This window comes from Marinobacter sp. 2_MG-2023 (genome assembly GCF_030546935.1).
Classification (GTDB): domain Bacteria; phylum Pseudomonadota; class Gammaproteobacteria; order Pseudomonadales; family Oleiphilaceae; genus Marinobacter.
In genome coordinates this window covers 1-18,678 of the sequence record NZ_JAUOPH010000001.1, presented here as the reverse complement: position 1 = coordinate 18,678, position 18,678 = coordinate 1, and the positions used below count along the sequence as shown (strand labels likewise).

Genomic DNA, 18,678 nt, shown 5'->3' with positions numbered 1-18,678 from the left:
TCATCTCTCAGCAGGAAAGCCATCTTGATCCTCCCTCCCGGAAGCTGGACCTTCCTCGCGAATCCGGTTGGCTTTGATTGCCAGGCCGAATAGCACTGGCACCAGAATGGCCAGAGTCAGAATCACGTGAATTGCCCCTTCGGGTGTGCCTGAATGAGTCCAGTAGGCAGCAATAGCCCAGGGTGCGACAGCACGTGCAAGCGACATGGGAACCAACATGATTCCATTAATTCTGCCATAGTTTCGGCGAGACAGAAGTTCGGGGACAGCCATGCCGCGAACGATCGTGAATATGCCATTCGCGCCACCATAGAGCACACACAAAACTGCAAGGCTTAGGGTAGAAGGGGGGGCTTTGAGTAGCCAAATGGCAAGAGGAAATGCCAGGCCGGTAAGCAAGCCAAGATGTTTTATTGTTATTTGCCTGAATAGCAAGATGAAAATTCTGGCGCCTACCTGGGCCGGCCCGATGAGTGCAATGGCGAAGACCACGGACTGAGTATCCGCTGACAGGGCTACGAGTAGTGGATAAATGTGGTAGGTGAATCCGGAAAACATGGCCATGTAAGCGCAAAACGACGCTGTCAGTAGATAGAACCCCGGGTTTCGGAATATCGGAAGAATATGATTTCCCGCCGACACTGACACCTTGTGGTCTCCTTTCTCTTGAATGTCGCCGCTCGGTATGGCCCACAGGTATAGCGGTGCAGCGATGGCTGCATTGATGGCCGCCAAACCCAGCAGAGCCCCACGCCATCCCAAGGTGTCCAGCATGTATTGCACCAGGGGTACAAACAGGGTGCTGGAGAAGCCTGCCCACAGAGTTATTGTGGTGATCGCCGAGCGTGACTGAAGGGTGCCGAGTTGGCGCACGGCGACCGCAAATGCGGGTTCGTAGAGCAATGCCGCTTGCAGCATTCCCAAGGTAACTACCACTGCATACAGAGCGGGCATGTTTGTTACGGCGGACCAGAACACGAGGGTTATGGAGGTGGCGGCGGTCGCCCCAACCATAACCTTGCGGCCCTGGCCTTGATCGATAATGGCGCCGACAGGGTATGCAATCAGTGCTGCCGCCAGTAAGCCCAGAGTGGCGGCGCCATAGATGTCGTTGCGGCTCCAGCTCATGTCCTTGGCCATGGCTTCAGCGATTAATGGGAAGCTGTAATACAAGGCTCCCCAGGACACGAGTTGGCCAAGGCCTAGCGCAGCAACGAATCCGCGCCTGGACGGTGTGGGGTTCATCCTTGGCAGGTCGCTGCCGGGCATGGTTGGACTGTTTCGGGGATGTCGGTGCATCCAAGTGCGGCGACTGCGGAAAGAACCTGTTTGTATCCTGTCCTTAACAGGAACGTGGGCGCACGCCCGTAGCTTTTGATACCCAAAATGAAAAGTCCGGGCTCCGGGTGAGACAGTTCTGCCGCACCATGCTCGGGAACCGAGCCGCAACTGTGCATGTTGGGGTCGATCAAAGGTGCGAGGCGCGTAGGGCTTTGCGTCGCGGGATCAATCGCTGTTCGCAGTTCGGCAAGTAGGCTGAGGTCGGGGCGAAAGCCGGTTGCAGCAATAATGCGATCCACCGGCGGCAATTGGATAGAGCTGGTTTGCACGACCAGCTTGTCGTCTTCTTGCAGGATGGCGTCGACTTCAACGTTCGTGAAGACTTCAATTCGCCCTTGTTCCAGCAGCTCCTGAATGCGAACTTCCAATTGCCGCCGCTCTTTTAGCTCGTCGTTCTCCGGTGACCGGACGACGTTGGGCGCGGACGCACCCCGCAAGCCCCAGAGAATGCGTGTGTCTGGGCTTTGGTCGGCAAGCAGAACTAAATCCTGTAAAGCATTAAACGCGGAATGGCCACCGCCAATTACAAGCACCGACTTGTTGGCGTAGTGATTGCGCCTGGAACCAAGAATATTGGGAACACCATATGCGATCGCATCCGCTGCAGCGCTTTCCCCCAGTGCGGGGATACCATGAGCCCCGAGCCAGTTGGGTGTTTGGTAGGTGCCGGAGGCATCAATCACCGCCTGTGTGAGAACGTCGCGTTCACCTTCAGGCGTGCTCACCCGTAGTACAAACGGGGCCGTATTTCGTCCTTCGGTTCGTAGCACGTCATGGTGGAGTCGGCTGACCTGCCTGACCTGGGCATTCAGATGCACGTGGGGGTTAATGTCTGGGTGCGCGGCCAGAGGTGTTACATATTTCTGCAGCAGCTCCTGTCCCGTGGGGAAGGTATCCGAAGCAGGCGCATGCCAGCCGTCTTGTTCAAGTAACTCGGCTGCTGCGGGGTCAAGGTTGTATGACCAGGGTGAAAACATTCGCACATGTCCCCAGCGGGCAAGATTGGCGCCTGCCTGCGTTCCGGCTTCAAAAACGATAGGGGTATATCCTTGATCAAGCAAGTGAACGGCTGCACTCAGGCCAATGGGGCCGGCGCCAATGACAGCAACAGGCAGGTGATTGAATTCGGTGTGCATGTGGGATTCCTCGGTAAGCAAGTTGTTAGTAACAACTAAATGGTTAAAATAAAGTGAGCTATGAGCCCAGGCGAGCTCTTGCTGTGACGGTCAATTGGCGAATCAACGTCAGTGCCCCATCAACGATTTCTGGCGGTAAATCCTTGATCATTGACGTCTCTTCCGAGACCAGGTCCTGTCGTATCGTTTTATACAGTTCCTCGCCGGCCGGTGTCAGCGAGAGCTGAATTGCACGCTGGTCTGACGGATCGGTCACTTTAAGTACGTACTTCTTTCGTAGCAGTGAATCCACCACGCGGCTGGTAGTGCTTTTGTCCAGGTACATCTCTGCGGCTAAAGCCTGAAGCCTCAAAGGGCCGCGCTTTACAAGTGTTTCGAGCGCATAGCACTGAGCTACCGAAACGTCGTGGTGGCAGATGCAATCCCGGTCCCGAAACTGATGGACCCGAATAAGCTGGTTGATGGCTTCGTAAAGCTCTTCGGCGCGATCCGCAGAGGATGGCATAGCGTTAGGCTCTTCCTGATATGTTGTCAGTAGCAACTATAATCAGGAGAGCCTTGTCTTGCAAGTTTCGGTTATTCTGCAGTCAGCAGCATTTTGATGGCTTGCTCCTCCGCTGCATTGCTGAAGATATCGTATGCTTTTTCGATATCGTCGAGCTTGAAACGGTGGGTTACCAGGTCTGCCGGTTTTACGCCGCCGCTTTCAACAAATCGCATCAGCACAGGAATGGTGTCGGTGTTCACCAGTCCAGTGCGCAGGGTGATGTTCTTGATCCACAAGTCCTGTAGCTTGAATTCGACGCTCTTGCCATGTACGCCGATATTGGCGATGTGACCACCAGCGCGGATAATGTCCTGGCAAATATCGAAAGTTTCGGGAATGCCGACGGCTTCCATTGCCACATCCACGCCTTCACCATTGGTCATTTCTTTGATGGCTTCGATTGGATCCCTTGCAATTGTGTCTGTAGCGCCAAGCATTTTTGCCATGGCCAGACGATTCTCGTCAGGATCGATCATGATGATCCGAGCTGGTGAGTAGAAGCGGGAGGTCATCAGGGCTGCCAGTCCTATAGGTCCGGCGCCGACGATGGCCACTGTATCTCCGAGTTTGACTTCGCCATTGAGGGCGCCAATCTCATGACCGGTGGGTAGAATGTCGCTGAGCATGACGGCCGCAGCTCGATCCATTTCTTCGGGTAGTACATAGAGGCTGTTGTCGGCGTGGGGTATGCGCACATACTCGGCCTGGGTGCCGTCGATCAGATGGCCGAGAATCCATCCACCGTCGCGGCAATGCGCGTAAACACCGCGTTTGCAGTAGTCACAGCGACCACAGGAAGTGACGCAGGATATCAGGACTTCATCGCCTACCTTGATATTGCTTACGCCTTCACCGACTTCTTCCACAACCCCCAAGCCTTCATGGCCAAGAATGCGGCCCGGCGTTACCGCGGGTACGTCCCCTTTCAGAATGTGCAGATCTGTGCCGCAAATGGTGGTGTGAGTGATGCGAACCACTGCGTCTGTTGGCTTATCGATTGCGGGTTTTGGCTTGTCTTCCCAGCTGCGTTTGCCGGGACCGTGAAATACCAATGCTTTCATGACACTTTCTCCTTTAACGGCCGAAGTTGCCAGTACTGGCTGCAACTATTCAAAGCATGCACGCGCAGTGTTGTTGGTCCTTGATTCATATCAATACATCGGCAAATGAGTCGGGAGGTAAACAGCTGCAAATAAAATTCTGTTTTTATTCCTTGGCCAGTTTCACATAAGCGCCAGCGAGCGGGCCGCTTGGTTAAAAAAGCGAATAATGGTATTTTCTTGGCCCTTCACTGCCATGCCAGCAGGTGGCCCGCAGGGATAGTTTTCAGTAGAGCCGCAATTATGTCGGAGTTAGAAAAAGACGACGAATACTGGATGGCCCGGGCACTGACACTGGCAGCTCGCGGGGCTTCTCAGGGGGAGGTCCCGGTCGGCGCCGTTGTTGTCTGTGAAGGCAAAGAGCTGGGTGCAGGTTTTAATGTGCCAATTACCGGATGTGACCCGACAGCCCATGCCGAGATGCGGGCGTTGCGTGATGCCGCGGCAAGAGCAGGAAATTACCGACTGACCGGCGCAACCCTTTACGTCACACTAGAGCCTTGCACCATGTGTGTCGGAGCCATTGTGCATAGCCGTATCAGTCGGCTTGTTTACGGTGCGAGCGAACCCAAGGCGGGTGCTGTTAAATCGGCCCGGCGAACACTGGAGGAGCCGCATTTGAACTGGCAAGTAGACGTGGTGGGTGGCATCCTTCAGGATGATTGTAGCCGGATAATCAGTGATTTTTTCAGCCGCCGGCGGTCGGAGATCCGGCAGCGGCGTAAACAGAATTCAGGGAAGGAGTAGTTCTGCATGAAAGTTCTAGTAACCGGTGGAGCCGGATACATCGGCAGCCATGTGGTGCGCCAGTTGGCTAAAGCCGGGCACGATATCGTTGTGTTCGATAACCTCTCGACCGGTTACCGATGGGCTGTCACGGCGGGTGAACTGGTAATAGGGGATCTGGCGAACGAAGCCGAGATTGATCAGGTATTTTCCAAGCACCGGTTTGAGGCGGTTTTGCACTTCGCCGCCAATATTGTGGTGCCAGAATCTGTTACCAACCCGCTGAAGTACTACAGCAATAACACCCGTAATACGCTGAATCTGCTTAGGGCTGTGGACAAGTACAAAGTGCCGTTCATGGTATTTTCCTCAACGGCTGCTGTTTACGGTATGCCTGAGCAGACAGTTCTTACAGAAGACCTTCCTCTCGCTCCGATCAACCCTTATGGCGCGTCCAAGATGATGAGCGAGCGGATGATCACAGATCTCGCCGCGGCTTCTGACCTGAATTATGTTGTGTTGCGTTACTTCAACGTCGCTGGAGCCAACCCGGATGGTTTGCTCGGGCAGGCGACACCGGAAGCGACGCACCTTATCAAGGTGGCCTGTGAGTGTGTAACCGGGCAACGCGACGGCATGAGTATATTCGGTACGGATTACGACACCAGCGACGGTACCTGTGTCCGCGATTACATTCATGTGGAAGATCTCGCCAGCGCACACGTTATGGCCCTTGAATATATGGCTAATGGTGGTGAATCAAAAATCATGAACTGCGGCTATGGCCGCGGCTTCACCGTGCGTGAAGTGATCGACGTGGTGCGCAAACAGTCCGGTAGCACTTTCCCGGTGACCGAAGTCGGCCGCCGAGCGGGTGACCCGGCTGCGCTCATGGCAGATAATGCACTCATTAAAAAGACCCTGGGCTGGCAGCCTGTCTACGACGATCTTGAAACGATTGTCGGTACCGCGTTGGCCTGGGAAGCAATCTGGCAGAAGAAAAAAGCTGAAGTTGGCCAGTAAGAATCTATTTTAACTTTCTGATATGTCGGGATTTAACGGATGAAAATAACGATTTTTGGTACCGGTTATGTCGGTCTTGTTACTGGAGCCTGTCTGGCCGATGTTGGGCATGACGTACTCTGCATGGACGTTGATCAGGTAAAGATCGACAAGCTGAAGAACGGCCAAATTCCCATTTATGAGCCTGGCCTTGAAGACATCGTCAAGCACACGGTTGAAGCAGGGCGTCTGGCGTTCACCACTGATGCTCAGGAGGCGGTCCAGCACGGTAAACTTCAATTCATCGCAGTGGGCACGCCGCCGGACGAAGACGGTTCAGCAGACCTGCAGTATGTCACCGCAGTAGCCAGATCTATAGGGCAGTACATGGACGACTATAAAGTCGTCGTGGATAAGTCCACCGTTCCGGTTGGCACAGGCGATAAGGTTAAAGCCGCCGTTCGGGCCCAGCTCGATAGTCGTGGCCTGGAGCTGGAATTTGACGTGGTGTCCAACCCGGAATTCCTGAAAGAAGGGGCGGCGATCAACGATTTCATGAAGCCGGATCGTATTATTATTGGTACCGACAGTGATAAAGCGGCGGATGTGCTTCGGGAAGTCTACTATCCGTTCAACCGCAACCACGATCGCATGATCTTCATGGATATTCGATCTGCAGAGCTGACCAAGTACGCGGCTAACTCCTTACTGGCGACCAAGATCAGTTTCATGAATGAAATCGCAAACCTGGCGGAACGACTGGGTGCTGATATCGAAGCAGTTCGTCGTGGTATAGGTTCTGACCCGAGGATTGGCTATCACTTTATCTATCCCGGTTGTGGTTACGGGGGGTCCTGTTTTCCCAAGGATGTACAGGCCTTGGCCCGCACGGCGAGCGACTGCGGTTACGAGGCGCGTTTGCTGAATGCCGTAGAGGCGGTTAACTACGCGCAGAAGCACGTGCTTTTCGACAAAATCAGCCACTATTTCGGGGGTGATCTGAAAGGTAAAGTCGTTGCGATCTGGGGGCTGGCGTTCAAACCCAATACAGACGACATGCGTGAAGCCTCCGCCCGTACCCTGATGGATGACCTTTGGAGGGCGGGCGCTACTGTTCAGGCGTTTGACCCGGAAGCAATGGAAGAGACTCAGCGTATTTATGGTGACCATGAAGGCCTGGCTTTGTGTGGTACCAAAGAGCAAGCTCTCAGGGGTGCAGACGTGCTGGCAATCTGCACCGAGTGGAAAGAGTTCCGCTCGCCTGATTTCGCCGCTGTTGCGTCTGCATTGCGTGAGCCTGCTGTATTTGACGGCCGTAACTTATATGAGCCGGAAATGCTGGAGCGTCACGACCTGATTTACTACGCCATCGGGCGTGGCCGTAACCAGTTTCATTGCTGATTAGTCAGGGCAGGGGGCAACGATGAGTCAGGGTCAGGAATACAGGCTTCACGAGCGGTTGGCTGCAGATACCATCAGCCTTGGGCGCAGTGGACTGTGTGACATTCGCCTGATGAATGATCAGACCTGGCCCTGGGTTATTCTGGTGCCGGCATTTGCCGGCATCCGTGAAATCTATGAGCTGGATCCGGAGCAGCAGCACCTGCTGATTCAGGAATCCTCTGCGCTTAGTCGTGGCATGATGGAAGTGTTTGGCGGAGACAAGATGAACGTTGCTGCGCTCGGGAACATGGTTCCCCAGTTGCACCTGCATCACATTGTCCGTTTTGAGGGTGACCCGGCCTGGCCCGGCCCTGTGTGGGGTAAGCAGCCGGCAGTCCCTTACGATGAAAGCACCCTGGCAGAGGTTCTGCGATCTCTCGCGCCTGTTCTGTCAGAGTTGGGTGTCAGCTGAGTAATTGCGTCTGCCAGGTTCGCTTACCGAATCGATGCATGCTTGGCCATCATTTGGGAGCCGATCAGAATCATTCGAAGTTCGGTTTTCAATTTTATCTTCAGTTCTTCCCGTTCTTTTGGCGTGGCGTCCAGCGCTTCCGCTCCCTGGTTGAATACCAGTGTTACCATGGCTTCGGCAACTACTCGGGCATCAGCCAAAGGCTTGTGCTGCTCTTCGGCAAAGCGTCGAAGGTCGTCGGCAAGCTCTGTCACAAAATGATCAATCTCGGCTTTGATGGCCGTCCGAAAGGGTTTGGAGCCGCCGGTGCGTTCCCGGAGCATTAACCGGAATACGTTGGCATTGTTGCCAAGATATTCCATGAAAGTCTCAACCGAAGTGGAGATGGCGCTACCGTCCCGGGCAATCCTCTTGCGCGCCTGGCGCATCAGTTGCCGCAGGGCTACCCCGCCTTCGTCGACCAGTACCAGCCCTAGCTCATCCAGGTCGGCAAAGTGTCGATAAAAGGATGTTGGTGCGATTCCAGCCTCTCGAGCGACTTCCCGCAGGCTCAGACTTCCGAAGCCACGATCCGCACTTAGCTGGTTTAGTGCTGCGTCCATCAGCGTGCGTCGGGTAGCAAGTTTCTGCTCGGCTCTGGTTGACAAGGTGGTGGCTCCAATGACGTGTGAATGCCGCATTCTAGCGATCTGCCTGTTGCTAGTCACCTGAACCCTTTTATTCCGGTCCAAACGCGCCTGATTTCCGGCGCCAATATGTTTATAATGACGGGCTTTTCCAGTATGGTTCCTGCCTGTTTACAGAGCAGGCCAGATTGGCGTAACAAGCAAGTGGGCAGGGCTTTCCGAAACACGCTGTAAATACGTCCGTGTACGCTCGGCTCCGCCATCCATGGCTCCGCACGGTTTCGGAAAGCCCTGCCCACTTGCTTGCCAGACATCATCATTTACCTCAAACATCAGACACTACGGGAACCGGTATGCGCAGTCATTATTGCGGTGGGATCAACGAATCTCACATTGATCAGGAAGTTACACTTTGCGGATGGGTACACCGCCGCCGTGACCATGGTGGGGTTATCTTCCTGGATCTGCGCGATCGGGACGGTATTGCGCAAGTCGTAGTAGACCCGGACACCGAGGAAAGCTTTGCGCTGGCAGAAAAAGTACGCAGCGAGTATGTGGTGAAAGTCACAGGCCTTGTACGTCGCCGTCCTGCCGGCACAGAGAACAACAACATGCCCACGGGGCAAGTCGAGATGTTGGGTAAGGAAGTTACCATCCTGAACGCAGCAGCTACGCCACCATTCCCGTTGGATGAGCATGTGGATGTAGGTGAGGATGTTCGCCTGCGCTACCGCTTTGTCGATCTCCGTCGCCCGGAAATGCTGAACCGTTTGCGCTTCCGTTCACGGGTAACCAGCTATATCCGCAACTACCTCGACAGCAACGGCTTCATGGATGTGGAAACACCCATCCTGACCCGTGCGACGCCAGAGGGCGCGCGGGACTACCTGGTACCAAGCCGTACCCATGAAGGCTCATTTTTCGCACTGCCGCAATCGCCTCAACTGTTCAAGCAAATGCTGATGGTGTCGGGCGTGGATCGTTACTACCAGATTGCCAAGTGCTTCCGTGACGAGGACTTGCGAGCGGATCGTCAGCCTGAATTCACCCAGGTGGACATCGAAGCTTCGTTCATCAATGAAGAAGACCTGATGAGCCTGAATGAGGGCATGATTCGTTCTCTGTTCAAGGATGTCATGGATGTCGATTTGCCGTCATTCCCTCGCATGCCTTATGCCGAAGCCATGGATCGCTTCGGCAGTGATAAGCCGGATCTGCGTATTCCTCTGGAGCTTCAGGACGTGGGCGATCTGGTCGCCGGTGTTGATTTTAAGGTGTTTGCCGGGCCAGCCAAGGATCCAAAAGGACGCGTGGCAGCTCTGCGTGTACCCCAGGGCAGCGCACTGAGCCGCAAGCAGATTGATGAGTACACGAAATTTGTGGGTATTTATGGTGCCAAAGGTCTGGCCTATATCAAGGTAAATGAGCTTGCCAAAGGCGTTGAAGGGCTGCAGTCGCCTATCGTCAAGTTTTTGGGTGATGACGTCGCCATGGCCGTTATTGAGCGTACCGGAGCGAAGGACGGCGATATCGTGTTCTTTGGCGCCGACAAAACCACGGTTGTGAATGAAGCCCTTGGCGCACTGCGTATCAAGGTTGGGCACGACTTGAACCTGCTGACCTGTGAATGGGCCCCGATGTGGGTCGTTGATTTCCCGATGTTCGAAGAGCTGCCGGATGGCGGCCTTACCGCTATCCACCACCCGTTCACGGCACCTAGTTGCAGCCCGGAAGAGCTCGCGGCCAATCCGGCGACGGCTTTGTCCCGCGCTTATGACATGGTTCTGAACGGCACCGAGCTGGGTGGTGGTTCCATTCGTATTCACAGCGATAAAATGCAGCAGGAAGTGTTCCGCATTCTGGGCATCGGCGAAGAAGAATCCCGTGCCAAGTTCGGCTTCCTGCTTGATGCACTCAAGTACGGGTGCCCGCCCCATGGTGGCTTGGCATTTGGCCTGGATCGCCTGATTATGCTGATGACCGATTCCAGCTCGATTCGTGATGTGATTGCTTTCCCGAAAACCCAGAGCGCTACCTGTTTGATGACTCAGGCGCCGGGTGAAGTGGATGAGAAGCAGCTGCGCGAACTGCACATCCGCTTGCGTAAGTCAGCGAAAGCGGCTGAAGGGAACACGTCAGGTGCTGGCGAACAATAAGCGGGGCGCTGACAGGTCAATAGAAGGGCACTGATGTGGCGATTATTCTGGGTGTCGACCCCGGCTCAAGGATCACCGGTTACGGTATTGTCCGTGTTGAGGGCAGGCACATAGAATATATCGATAGCGGGTGCATACGCGTGGGCGAAAAGCCCATGGCGGAGCGCCTGCGAATCATTTTTCAGAGCCTGGTGAGCCTGATCAGTGAGTATCGGCCCCAGGAATTTGCCATCGAACAGGTTTTTATGGCGCGCAATCCCGACTCGGCGCTCAAGCTCGGGCAAGCTCGCGGAGCTGCGATTGTTGGCGCAGCCACCAGTGGGCTTGCGGTTCACGAGTATTCCGCACGGCAAGTCAAGCAAGCTGTGGTCGGCAAGGGCGGCGCTGACAAATCCCAGGTACAGCACATGGTTCAGGTGCTGCTGTCACTTTCCCGTAAACCACAGGCTGACGCCGCGGATGCCTTGGCAATTGCACTGTGCCATGCGCACATGAATCAAAGTATCCTGAGAGTAGCCGGTGTTACGGGCAAGGCGCGCAGTGGGCGTGTGCGACAACAATAAACTGCTCTGAGGAGCGGCAGGAGGCAATCCTTGATAGGTCGTATCCGAGGTATTCTGGTCGAAAAGACTCCCGGGCAGGCATTGGTTGAATGTGGCGGCCTGGGTTATGAAGTAGATATTCCTTACACCACCTTCTTTCACCTGCCCGAACCCGGACAGGAAATTACCCTTCATACACATTTTGCGGTGCGCGAAGATGCTCAGAGTCTTTTCGGCTTTGCTGCGCGTCTTGATCGCGATCTGTTCCGATTGCTTATCAAAGTAAACGGCGTTGGCCCCAAACTGGCTGCCGGTATTCTGTCCGGCCTGGATGCCCAGCAGTTTATTCGTTGTGTTGAAGGGCGTGATATCAACTCTCTCGTCAAGCTCCCGGGTGTTGGTAAAAAGACAGCCGAGCGTTTGCTGATTGAGATGACCGACCGCATCAAGCAACTGGAAGGCCATTTTGTGCCTGAGTCTGCTGGCACAACAGGCTCGATAACAGATTCCCCCCAGCTTTCAGTAGCCACCCACAATCCTGCAGACGAAGCAGAGGCAGCGCTCATAGCGCTTGGTTATAAGCCCCAGGAGGCCGCCCGTGCAATCACCAAGGTGGCGGAGGAGGGCATGTCCAGCGAAGCACTGATTCGCCTTGCATTGAGAAATATGATCCCTGCATGATGACATGACTTTAATGTGTCGCTTATGTAGCGCCAAACCTGTAGAGAGCGTAACGTGACACGCGCAGGGCTGTTTGTACAATTGGTGCACTTCTGGCTTTAAGTGCCAATCTGTTGATTCCCGATAAACGGAAAAGTAAATGATTGAATCCGACCGACTGATCTCAGCCCGGGCCGGTGACAACGAAGAGGTTCAGGATCGTGCTATCCGGCCCGCGTTGCTCTCCGAGTATGTGGGGCAGCCTGCGGTGCGGGAGCAGATGGACATTTTTATCTCTGCAGCCCGGGGTCGCCGGGAAGCATTGGATCATGTTCTTATTTTCGGGCCGCCGGGGCTAGGTAAAACCACGCTTGCCAATATCATTGCCAATGAAATGGGCGTGGCGATAAAGACGACCTCCGGCCCTGTTCTTGAGAAAGCCGGTGATCTGGCTGCGATGCTCACCAATCTTGAAGAGAACGATGTTCTTTTTATTGATGAAATTCACCGACTCAGTGCCGTAGTCGAAGAAATACTCTACCCGGCAATGGAAGACTATCAGCTGGATATCATGATTGGCGAAGGGCCGGCAGCACGCTCTATCAAGTTGGATCTGCCCCCCTTTACCCTGGTCGGCGCAACTACTCGAGCAGGGTTGCTAACGTCTCCACTGCGGGATCGTTTCGGCATTGTGCAACGCCTGGAATTCTATAATACGTCGGACCTTACTCATATCATTGCTCGCTCGGCGCGGCTTTCAGGTGTCGATATTGATGAAGAGGGCGCCTACGAGATAGCTCGTCGCTCACGCGGCACGCCCCGGATAGCTAACCGCCTGTTGCGGCGTGTAAGAGACTATGCGGAAGTTCGGGCCGATGGGCACATCAGCGCAAGTATTGCGGATCAGGCTCTGAACATGCTGAAAGTGGACAGCGAGGGCTTTGACCACATGGACAGGCGCATGCTTCTGGCGATGATCGAGAAGTTTGACGGTGGTCCGGTGGGGGTTGAAAGCCTGGCCGCTGCAATCAGCGAGGAGCGCGGCACCATTGAAGATGTGCTTGAGCCTTTCTTGATTCAGCAGGGGTTCATGATGCGTACCCCCAGAGGTCGTATGGTGACCTCTCACGCTTATCAGCATTTTGGCATTGTGAGGGCGGATACAGACACGGAAGGAGGCCCTGTTGAATAACAGTGAAGTGACAGCAGCGTTCGGTTGGCCCGTCCGGGTTTATATTGAAGATACCGACGCCGGTGGTATTGTTTTTCATGCCCGTTATCTGCACTACATGGAACGTGCCCGTACAGAGTGGGTTCGCAGCTGCGGGGTAGGCCTCAGAGCAGGTTTGGCCGACAACATAAGTTATGTTGTACAACGCTTGTCGATTCATTATGCCTCCCCTGCGAAGCTGGATGATGAGCTTGTTGTAACAGCGGAACCTGTGGCCTTTGGCAGGGTTTGGATGGAATTCAGGCAAAGGGTTGTGCGGGTGCATGACCAGAAACTGTTGTGTGAAGCAGATGTAAAAGTAGCGTGTATAGCCCTCGACAGCGGGCGGCCAATGCGCCTACCTGAAAATATGCGAGGCTTGCTTGAGCAGAGCAGGCCGCACCCTGAAACGGAACACGAAACAAGCCAGGAGTAAGCGGTGGATTCGGAATTATCAGTCTGGAGTCTGATCTCAAATGCCGGTGTATTGGTGCAACTGGTCATGTTGCTACTTGCGGCCGCATCGGTGGTGTCATGGGCGCTGATTTTTCAGCGCTATCAGGTCTTTCGCAAAGCCCGGCAGGCGCAGCTCGCGTTTGAAGAGCGCTTTTGGTCCGGTATGGATCTGGGGCAGCTTTACCGGGAGGTGAATGCCGAACCGACCCCCTTCTCTGGCATGGAATCCTTGTTTCGAGCGGGTTTCAAAGAGTTTTCCAGGCTGCGCCAGCAAAGCCGGGATGCGGATGCCGTTATGGAGGGCACCCAGCGCGCCATGCGCGTCGCATTTTCCCGCGAGCAGGAGCGCCTCGAAGCTCATTTGCCGTTTCTGGCTACTGTAGGCTCTACCAGCCCGTATGTCGGCCTGTTTGGTACTGTCTGGGGCATCATGAATTCGTTTCGCGGGCTGGCGCAAGTGCAGCAGGCGACCTTGGCAACGGTGGCTCCGGGTATTTCAGAAGCGTTGATAGCAACCGCCATGGGTTTGTTTGCAGCGATTCCTGCAGTTGTTGCCTACAACCGTTTCTCTACCAAGTCGGACGCACTTCTGAAGAACTACGAAACCTTTGCCGACGAGTTCTCCAGCATTCTGCATCGTCGTGTTCATAGTACGAATAACAGTGCCGACAGGGGCGCTGAATAGTGAAGAGCGCAGTGGCGAGAGCACCGATGCTAAACCTTAACAGCCGGGGTACAGCGCTATGAAAGGCATGGGGATGATGCCCGAAAGTCGGAAAAAGCCGATGTCGGAAATCAACGTCGTTCCATACATCGACGTGATGCTGGTGCTGTTGATTATATTTATGGTCACAGCGCCCATGCTGACTCAGGGGGTGAAAGTTGATCTGCCGGAGACGTCATCAGACCCGATTCAGGCAGACAAGAATGTGGAATCCATTATCGTCTCTGTCGATGCGAATGGAGCCTATTACGTGGAAGTTGGTGACAAGGGCAGCGACCCAATGCCGCTCTCGGAAGTTCGTGAACAAGTGGCCAAAATTCTGTCTCAGAGGACGTCGAGCGACATACTTGTGCGCGGCGATGAGAATGTGGATTACGGCACGGTGGTTCGTTTGATGGCCACACTTCAGGGCGCGGGGGCAACCAGTATTGGTCTGATTACCGACTCGGCCTCGGACGAAACGTGAGATCAGTTCAGGTGGAATTGTTGTGACAGGTCAGGAGCGGGAGTTTACCAGCACCGGAGTGCCACCCTGGAAATCGCCGGTCGCGCTGTCGGTTGCTTTGCATCTGCTCATCGTAGGTGTCGCCCTGGCTGGCTGGTCGTGGTCTTCTTCAATACAGGAGCCGCCACCGAGCAGCATTTCCGCGCGCCTTATTACCCAGCAGAAGCCGGAGCCGAGCCCGGTTGTTGAGCCGGTAGAGCAGCCGGATCGAGAGCAAGAGCAAAAAGAGCTCGAAAAACAGAAGCAGATAGAAGCGCAGAAGCGCCAGCAACAGAAGGAAGAAGAGGCTAGGAAGGCCGCAGAACAGAAGAAACGCGAAGAAACCGAGCGTAAGGCTGAAGAGCAGAAAAAAGTCGAAGAGCGTAAGGCTCGCGAAGCCCGGGAGGCGGAAGCTGCACGCCAGAAAGCGGAAGCTGAAGCGAAAGAGCGTGAGCGCCGTAAGGCAGAAGCCGAAGCGGAGAAACAGCGTCAGCAAGAGGCCAAGCGCAAGGCAGAGGAAGAAAAGCAACGCCAGGAAGAGCAGCGCAAACGGGAAGAAGCTGAACGAAAGCAGAAAGAGGAGCAGGCGCGACAGGAAGCCGAGCGCAAGCGGCTGGAGGCTGAGCGTCGATTGCAGGAACAGCAGCTTGAAGCCCAGGCCGAGCAAGCCAGAAAAGCGCGTGCAGATGAAGCGCGACGGCAAGAGCAGGCCGCCGCTGCCAAGGCCCGACAAACGCAGATGCTGTCGGAGAGCGAGAAGTATCAGGCACTTATCCGTGAGCGGCTCAGTCAGGCCTGGTATCCGCCTTCCTCAGCAACGGAAGATATGACTGCACGCCTGCAGATTACATTGCTGCCGACCGGAGAGTTGGCGGGCGTCAAACTCGTGGCCAGCAGCGGAAACACAGCGTTTGATAACTCTGCACTAGGCGCCGTAAGGTCCTTAAGCCGATACCCGGTGCCGAGTGAGCGGGACACGTTTGAAACCTATTTCCGCCAGTTTACGATCGAATTCAATCCTCGAAGATTGAGATAAGGATGCGGGTAACATCATGATTCATGAAATTTCGTTCAGACCCTTGAAGGCTATGTTTGCAGCGCTTGTTCTGATGCTTGTTGTGGTGACCAGCGCCCAGGCTGAACTGTTGATCCGGGTTACCGAGGGTGCCGACTCAGCAATTCCTGTGTCCGTAGTACCCTTTGCAGAAAATGGCAGCATGCCTGCCGGAGACAAGGTGAGTAGCATTGTGCAGGCAGACCTGGCTATGAGTGGCGAGTTTCGCCCTTTGCCTCCTGAGAAAATGCTTAGCCTTCCGTCAAAACGGTCCGACGTATATTTTCGCGATTGGCGCCTGCTTGGTCAGCGCTACGTGCTCGTAGGCGAACTCACCCGCAACGGGGATCGAGTACAGGCTCGCTACGAGCTGTTTGATGTCAACCGCGAAGAGCGGATTCTCGGAGAGACGGCTGCCGCGCCCGCTTCGAATATGCGGTCTCTGGCTCACCATATTAGCGATAAGGTGTATGAATCCATTACCGGGGTTCCCGGCGCATTCTCAACCAAGCTGGCCTACGTAACGCTCGACAGGGCGAGTGGGGAGCCCCGTTACCGGCTGCAAGTGAGTGATATTGATGGGAAGCGTGCCCGAATCCGTCTGGAGAGCAAAGAGCCGATTCTTTCACCCGCCTGGTCACCGGACGGTAAAAAGCTCGCGTACGTTTCGTTCGAGACCGGAAAACCCGTGATTTTTGTGCATGAAATAGGTTCCGGTGAGCGCTCGAAAGTGGCTGACTTTCCGGGCCTGAATTCGGCCCCGGCCTGGTCGGCCGATGGGCAGTCCCTGTTGATGACCTTATCGAAGGACGGCAACGCTGAAATCTATCAGATGAACCTTCAGTCCCGGAAAACGACGAAACTCACTAATCACTGGGCTATTGACACTGAGGCCGCCTGGGATAGCTCGGGCGATGGCATATTCTTTACCTCAGACCGGTCCGGCGGCCCGCAGATCTACTACATGGCAAAACCGGGTGCCGAGCCGCGCCGGATCACGTTTGGTAGCCGTTACAATGCAAGGCCGCGTCCGGATGCTTCCGGGAACTATGTGTATTACGTGCATCAGCGTGACCGTGCCTTCACGATTGCCCGTACCAATCTTAAAAACGATGAGGAAACAGTTCTCACTCGTACAGGGTCCGATGAGTCCCCCAGCGTGTCGCCAAATGGCCGCATGTTGATTTATGCCACCAAGCAAAGTGGTGAAAGCGTACTGACGGTTATCTCCGCTGATGGCGGTGCCGCTTATAGTCTTCCTGCTTCGGAAGGTGACGTACGCGACCCGGCCTGGGGGCCTATTGTTCGGTAGTGGATGAGTGCATGAGCAGTCATCTGAAAAACAGAAGTGTAAGTTAATCAACCGAAAGGAATGAACCATGAAGTTGTCAGCTCAAACCAAAGTACTCGCTCTTTTGTTCTCCGCAGGTCTCTTTGCGGGTTGTAGCACTACAGGTGAAAACATGGATGAAGAGGGTTACGGCTCTGACGTTGCGGCCATCGATCAGGATGGCGGCTCTACCGTTTATGGCGGTAGTGATCAGGACGGTATTTCTTCCTCTTCCATGACCGAAGAAGAGCGGATGGAAGCTCAGCAGCAAGCCGAGCAGGAAGCCCTGCGGGATATCACAACCTTCTATTTTGATTTTGATACCTCCGAGATCAAGCCGGAAGCCCGGGATGTGCTAATGGCTCACGCTCGTTATCTGTCCAACAACCCAGGTCAGAACGTGCGGCTTGAAGGTCACGGTGACGAGCGTGGTTCCAAGGAATACAACCTGGCACTGGGTGAGCGTCGGGCCAACGCCGTGCAGCGCTTCCTGATTGTGAATGGTGCTTCACGGGGCCAGATGGAAACCGTAAGCTATGGTGAAGAGAAGCCGGCGGTTATGGGTTCGTCAGAAAGTGCATGGGCACAGAACCGCCGTGTGGAACTCGTATTCGAGTAAACACACATACAACATCAGGTTAAGCCCATGAGAAAACAGCTCATGGCGGCAGTTGTCTTTCCGCTTGCCTTCGGGCACGCGGGAATGACACTGGCGCAATCATCTACGCCCGCATTCCAGAGCAACGCCTCAGAGGCGCAGCGCAAGGCAAATACCAGCCAGGCGACCTCTGAGCTCTTTTACATGATTCAGCAGCTCCAGGGTGAAGTTCGGCGGCTCCAGGGTGAAACCGAGGAGCAGCGGCACCTCATCAAACGTTTGCAGGATCAGGGTAGGGATCGTTACATCGATCTTGATCAACGCATTCTTGATCTTTCTGAGAAGGTTTCAGCCCAGCCTCAGGCTTCCGGAGCACCAGGTGGTGAAGCCGGTACCAGTGAAGAGACTAAAGCTGAAATCCGTGAGTATCGCTCGCCTGAGGCCGATGAGCGAAAGGCGTACCAGGCTATTCAGGATCTCATTCATAGCCAGAAGAAATACGATGAAGCCATTAGCCGGCTTTATGAGTTTATCGATAAATACCCTGAAGGGGATCTTACGGTGAACGCCTATTACTGGCTGGGGGAGGTTTATCTGGTAAAGCCTCAGCTTGAGCAGGCCCGCCAGGCGTTTTCTATTGTAGCAACCCGTTATGCAGATCATCGCAAAGCGCCGGACGCCGTTTACAAATTAGGTGTAACGCTTGACCGGCTTGATCAAAAAGCTGAGGCTCGTCTACAGATGGAGCAGGTTATTAGTGATTATCCGGAAAGCGATGCAGCCGGTCTGGCCAGAAAATTTCTGGGCTCAGACAAGGGATAAGGTTAAGCGATTCAAAAAAGTTTAAAGAAGATGGTGTGAAAGGGTTGATCGTCGGGGAAAAATCATTACTATATGCGCCTCGCTTGGGTCGTTAGCTCAGTTGGTAGAGCAGTTGGCTTTTAACCAATTGGTCGATGGTTCGAATCCATCACGACCCACCATATTCGATATTCCGGGGCAGTTGCTGAGCCGCTCCGGGATCGATCAGGGTCCCAGGCACTGATCACCAGTTTTGGGTCGTTAGCTCAGTTGGTAGAGCAGTTGGCTTTTAACCAATTGGTCGATGGTTCGAATCCATCACGACCCACC

20 protein-coding genes and 2 tRNA genes are annotated in these 18,678 nt (G+C 54.7%); 17 read left to right on the top strand and 5 right to left on the bottom strand.

Going from position 1 to position 18,678, the window contains the following annotated elements:
* From Q4501_RS00110 to Q4501_RS00095, 4 genes are all read right to left on the bottom strand, one after another.
* On the bottom strand, positions 1-1,269 hold the full coding sequence (locus Q4501_RS00110; RefSeq protein ID WP_303593121.1) for an MFS transporter: 1,269 nt from the start codon (positions 1,267-1,269) through the stop codon (positions 1-3).
* Entirely contained in the window at positions 1,242-2,477 is a 1,236-nt protein-coding gene (locus Q4501_RS00105; protein WP_303593119.1) for an FAD-dependent oxidoreductase, read from the bottom strand. Before Q4501_RS00105 ends, Q4501_RS00110 begins: the two co-directional genes overlap by 28 nt.
* Before the next feature lie 58 nt (positions 2,478-2,535).
* Entirely contained in the window at positions 2,536-2,982 is a 447-nt protein-coding gene (locus Q4501_RS00100) for a MarR family winged helix-turn-helix transcriptional regulator (protein WP_303593118.1), read from the bottom strand.
* 71 nt (positions 2,983-3,053) lie between these two features.
* Positions 3,054-4,085 carry a zinc-dependent alcohol dehydrogenase family protein gene (locus Q4501_RS00095; RefSeq protein ID WP_303593117.1) on the bottom strand — a complete coding sequence of 344 codons (1,032 nt, stop codon included), beginning with the start codon at positions 4,083-4,085 and terminating at the stop codon, positions 3,054-3,056.
* Between the two features lie 282 nt (positions 4,086-4,367).
* Here Q4501_RS00095 and tadA point away from each other — a divergent pair, with 282 nt between their 5' ends.
* Genes tadA through Q4501_RS00075 form a run of 4 tightly spaced genes read left to right on the top strand, consistent with a single transcriptional unit; the run spans position 4,368 to position 7,707 of the window.
* Entirely contained in the window at positions 4,368-4,871 is a 504-nt protein-coding gene (gene tadA, locus Q4501_RS00090) for a tRNA adenosine(34) deaminase TadA (protein WP_303593116.1), read from the top strand.
* A 6-nt stretch (positions 4,872-4,877) separates the two neighbouring features.
* Positions 4,878-5,873 (top strand): UDP-glucose 4-epimerase GalE, encoded by a 996-nt coding sequence (gene galE, locus Q4501_RS00085; RefSeq protein ID WP_303593115.1) that lies wholly within the window; start codon positions 4,878-4,880, stop codon positions 5,871-5,873.
* 39 nt (positions 5,874-5,912) lie between these two features.
* Positions 5,913-7,253 (top strand): UDP-glucose/GDP-mannose dehydrogenase family protein, encoded by a 1,341-nt coding sequence (locus Q4501_RS00080; RefSeq protein WP_303593114.1) that lies wholly within the window; start codon positions 5,913-5,915, stop codon positions 7,251-7,253.
* A gap of 22 nt (positions 7,254-7,275) precedes the next feature.
* Positions 7,276-7,707 carry an HIT domain-containing protein gene (locus Q4501_RS00075; RefSeq protein ID WP_303593113.1) on the top strand — a complete coding sequence of 144 codons (432 nt, stop codon included), beginning with the start codon at positions 7,276-7,278 and terminating at the stop codon, positions 7,705-7,707.
* Positions 7,708-7,730: 23 nt separating this feature from the next.
* Here the strand turns inward: Q4501_RS00075 and fabR are convergent, their stop codons facing one another.
* Positions 7,731-8,354, bottom strand: coding sequence for an HTH-type transcriptional repressor FabR (gene fabR / locus Q4501_RS00070; RefSeq protein ID WP_303593111.1), 624 nt, complete (start codon positions 8,352-8,354; stop codon positions 7,731-7,733).
* Positions 8,355-8,686: 332 nt separating this feature from the next.
* Here fabR and aspS point away from each other — a divergent pair, with 332 nt between their 5' ends.
* From aspS to Q4501_RS00005, 13 genes are all read left to right on the top strand, one after another.
* Positions 8,687-10,489: an aspartate--tRNA ligase gene (aspS, locus tag Q4501_RS00065; protein WP_303593109.1), complete on the top strand. Its 1,803-nt coding sequence runs from the start codon at positions 8,687-8,689 to the stop codon at positions 10,487-10,489.
* A 35-nt stretch (positions 10,490-10,524) separates the two neighbouring features.
* Complete coding sequence (ruvC, locus tag Q4501_RS00060) at positions 10,525-11,052, top strand: crossover junction endodeoxyribonuclease RuvC (RefSeq protein WP_303593108.1); 528 nt, start codon at positions 10,525-10,527, stop codon at positions 11,050-11,052.
* A gap of 30 nt (positions 11,053-11,082) precedes the next feature.
* Complete coding sequence (gene ruvA / locus Q4501_RS00055) at positions 11,083-11,712, top strand: Holliday junction branch migration protein RuvA (RefSeq protein WP_303593107.1); 630 nt, start codon at positions 11,083-11,085, stop codon at positions 11,710-11,712.
* A 139-nt stretch (positions 11,713-11,851) separates the two neighbouring features.
* The gene (gene ruvB, locus Q4501_RS00050; protein ID WP_303593105.1) at positions 11,852-12,883 is read left to right on the top strand and encodes a Holliday junction branch migration DNA helicase RuvB; all 1,032 of its coding nucleotides are present in this window, start codon (positions 11,852-11,854) and stop codon (positions 12,881-12,883) included.
* On the top strand, positions 12,876-13,337 hold the full coding sequence (gene ybgC, locus Q4501_RS00045) for a tol-pal system-associated acyl-CoA thioesterase (RefSeq protein WP_303593103.1): 462 nt from the start codon (positions 12,876-12,878) through the stop codon (positions 13,335-13,337). The genes ruvB and ybgC overlap by 8 nt, the downstream gene beginning before the upstream one ends.
* 3 nt (positions 13,338-13,340) lie before the next feature.
* Entirely contained in the window at positions 13,341-14,042 is a 702-nt protein-coding gene (gene tolQ, locus Q4501_RS00040; RefSeq protein ID WP_303593101.1) for a protein TolQ, read from the top strand.
* 58 nt (positions 14,043-14,100) lie between these two features.
* Positions 14,101-14,547, top strand: coding sequence for a protein TolR (gene tolR, locus Q4501_RS00035; protein ID WP_303593099.1), 447 nt, complete (start codon positions 14,101-14,103; stop codon positions 14,545-14,547).
* Positions 14,548-14,569: 22 nt separating this feature from the next.
* A complete protein-coding gene (gene tolA, locus Q4501_RS00030; protein WP_303593097.1) occupies positions 14,570-15,601 on the top strand; it encodes a cell envelope integrity protein TolA in 1,032 nt (343 codons plus the stop codon).
* Between the two features lie 52 nt (positions 15,602-15,653).
* On the top strand, positions 15,654-16,931 hold the full coding sequence (gene tolB, locus Q4501_RS00025) for a Tol-Pal system beta propeller repeat protein TolB (protein ID WP_303594303.1): 1,278 nt from the start codon (positions 15,654-15,656) through the stop codon (positions 16,929-16,931).
* Positions 16,932-16,998: 67 nt separating this feature from the next.
* Positions 16,999-17,568 (top strand): peptidoglycan-associated lipoprotein Pal, encoded by a 570-nt coding sequence (pal, locus tag Q4501_RS00020; protein WP_303593095.1) that lies wholly within the window; start codon positions 16,999-17,001, stop codon positions 17,566-17,568.
* Positions 17,569-17,595: 27 nt separating this feature from the next.
* Positions 17,596-18,369, top strand: coding sequence for a tol-pal system protein YbgF (ybgF, locus tag Q4501_RS00015; RefSeq protein ID WP_303593093.1), 774 nt, complete (start codon positions 17,596-17,598; stop codon positions 18,367-18,369).
* 85 nt (positions 18,370-18,454) lie between these two features.
* Positions 18,455-18,530: transfer RNA gene (locus tag Q4501_RS00010), tRNA-Lys, on the top strand.
* 73 nt (positions 18,531-18,603) lie between these two features.
* A tRNA-Lys gene (locus Q4501_RS00005) sits at positions 18,604-18,676 on the top strand.
* Positions 18,677-18,678: the final 2 nt, after the last annotated feature.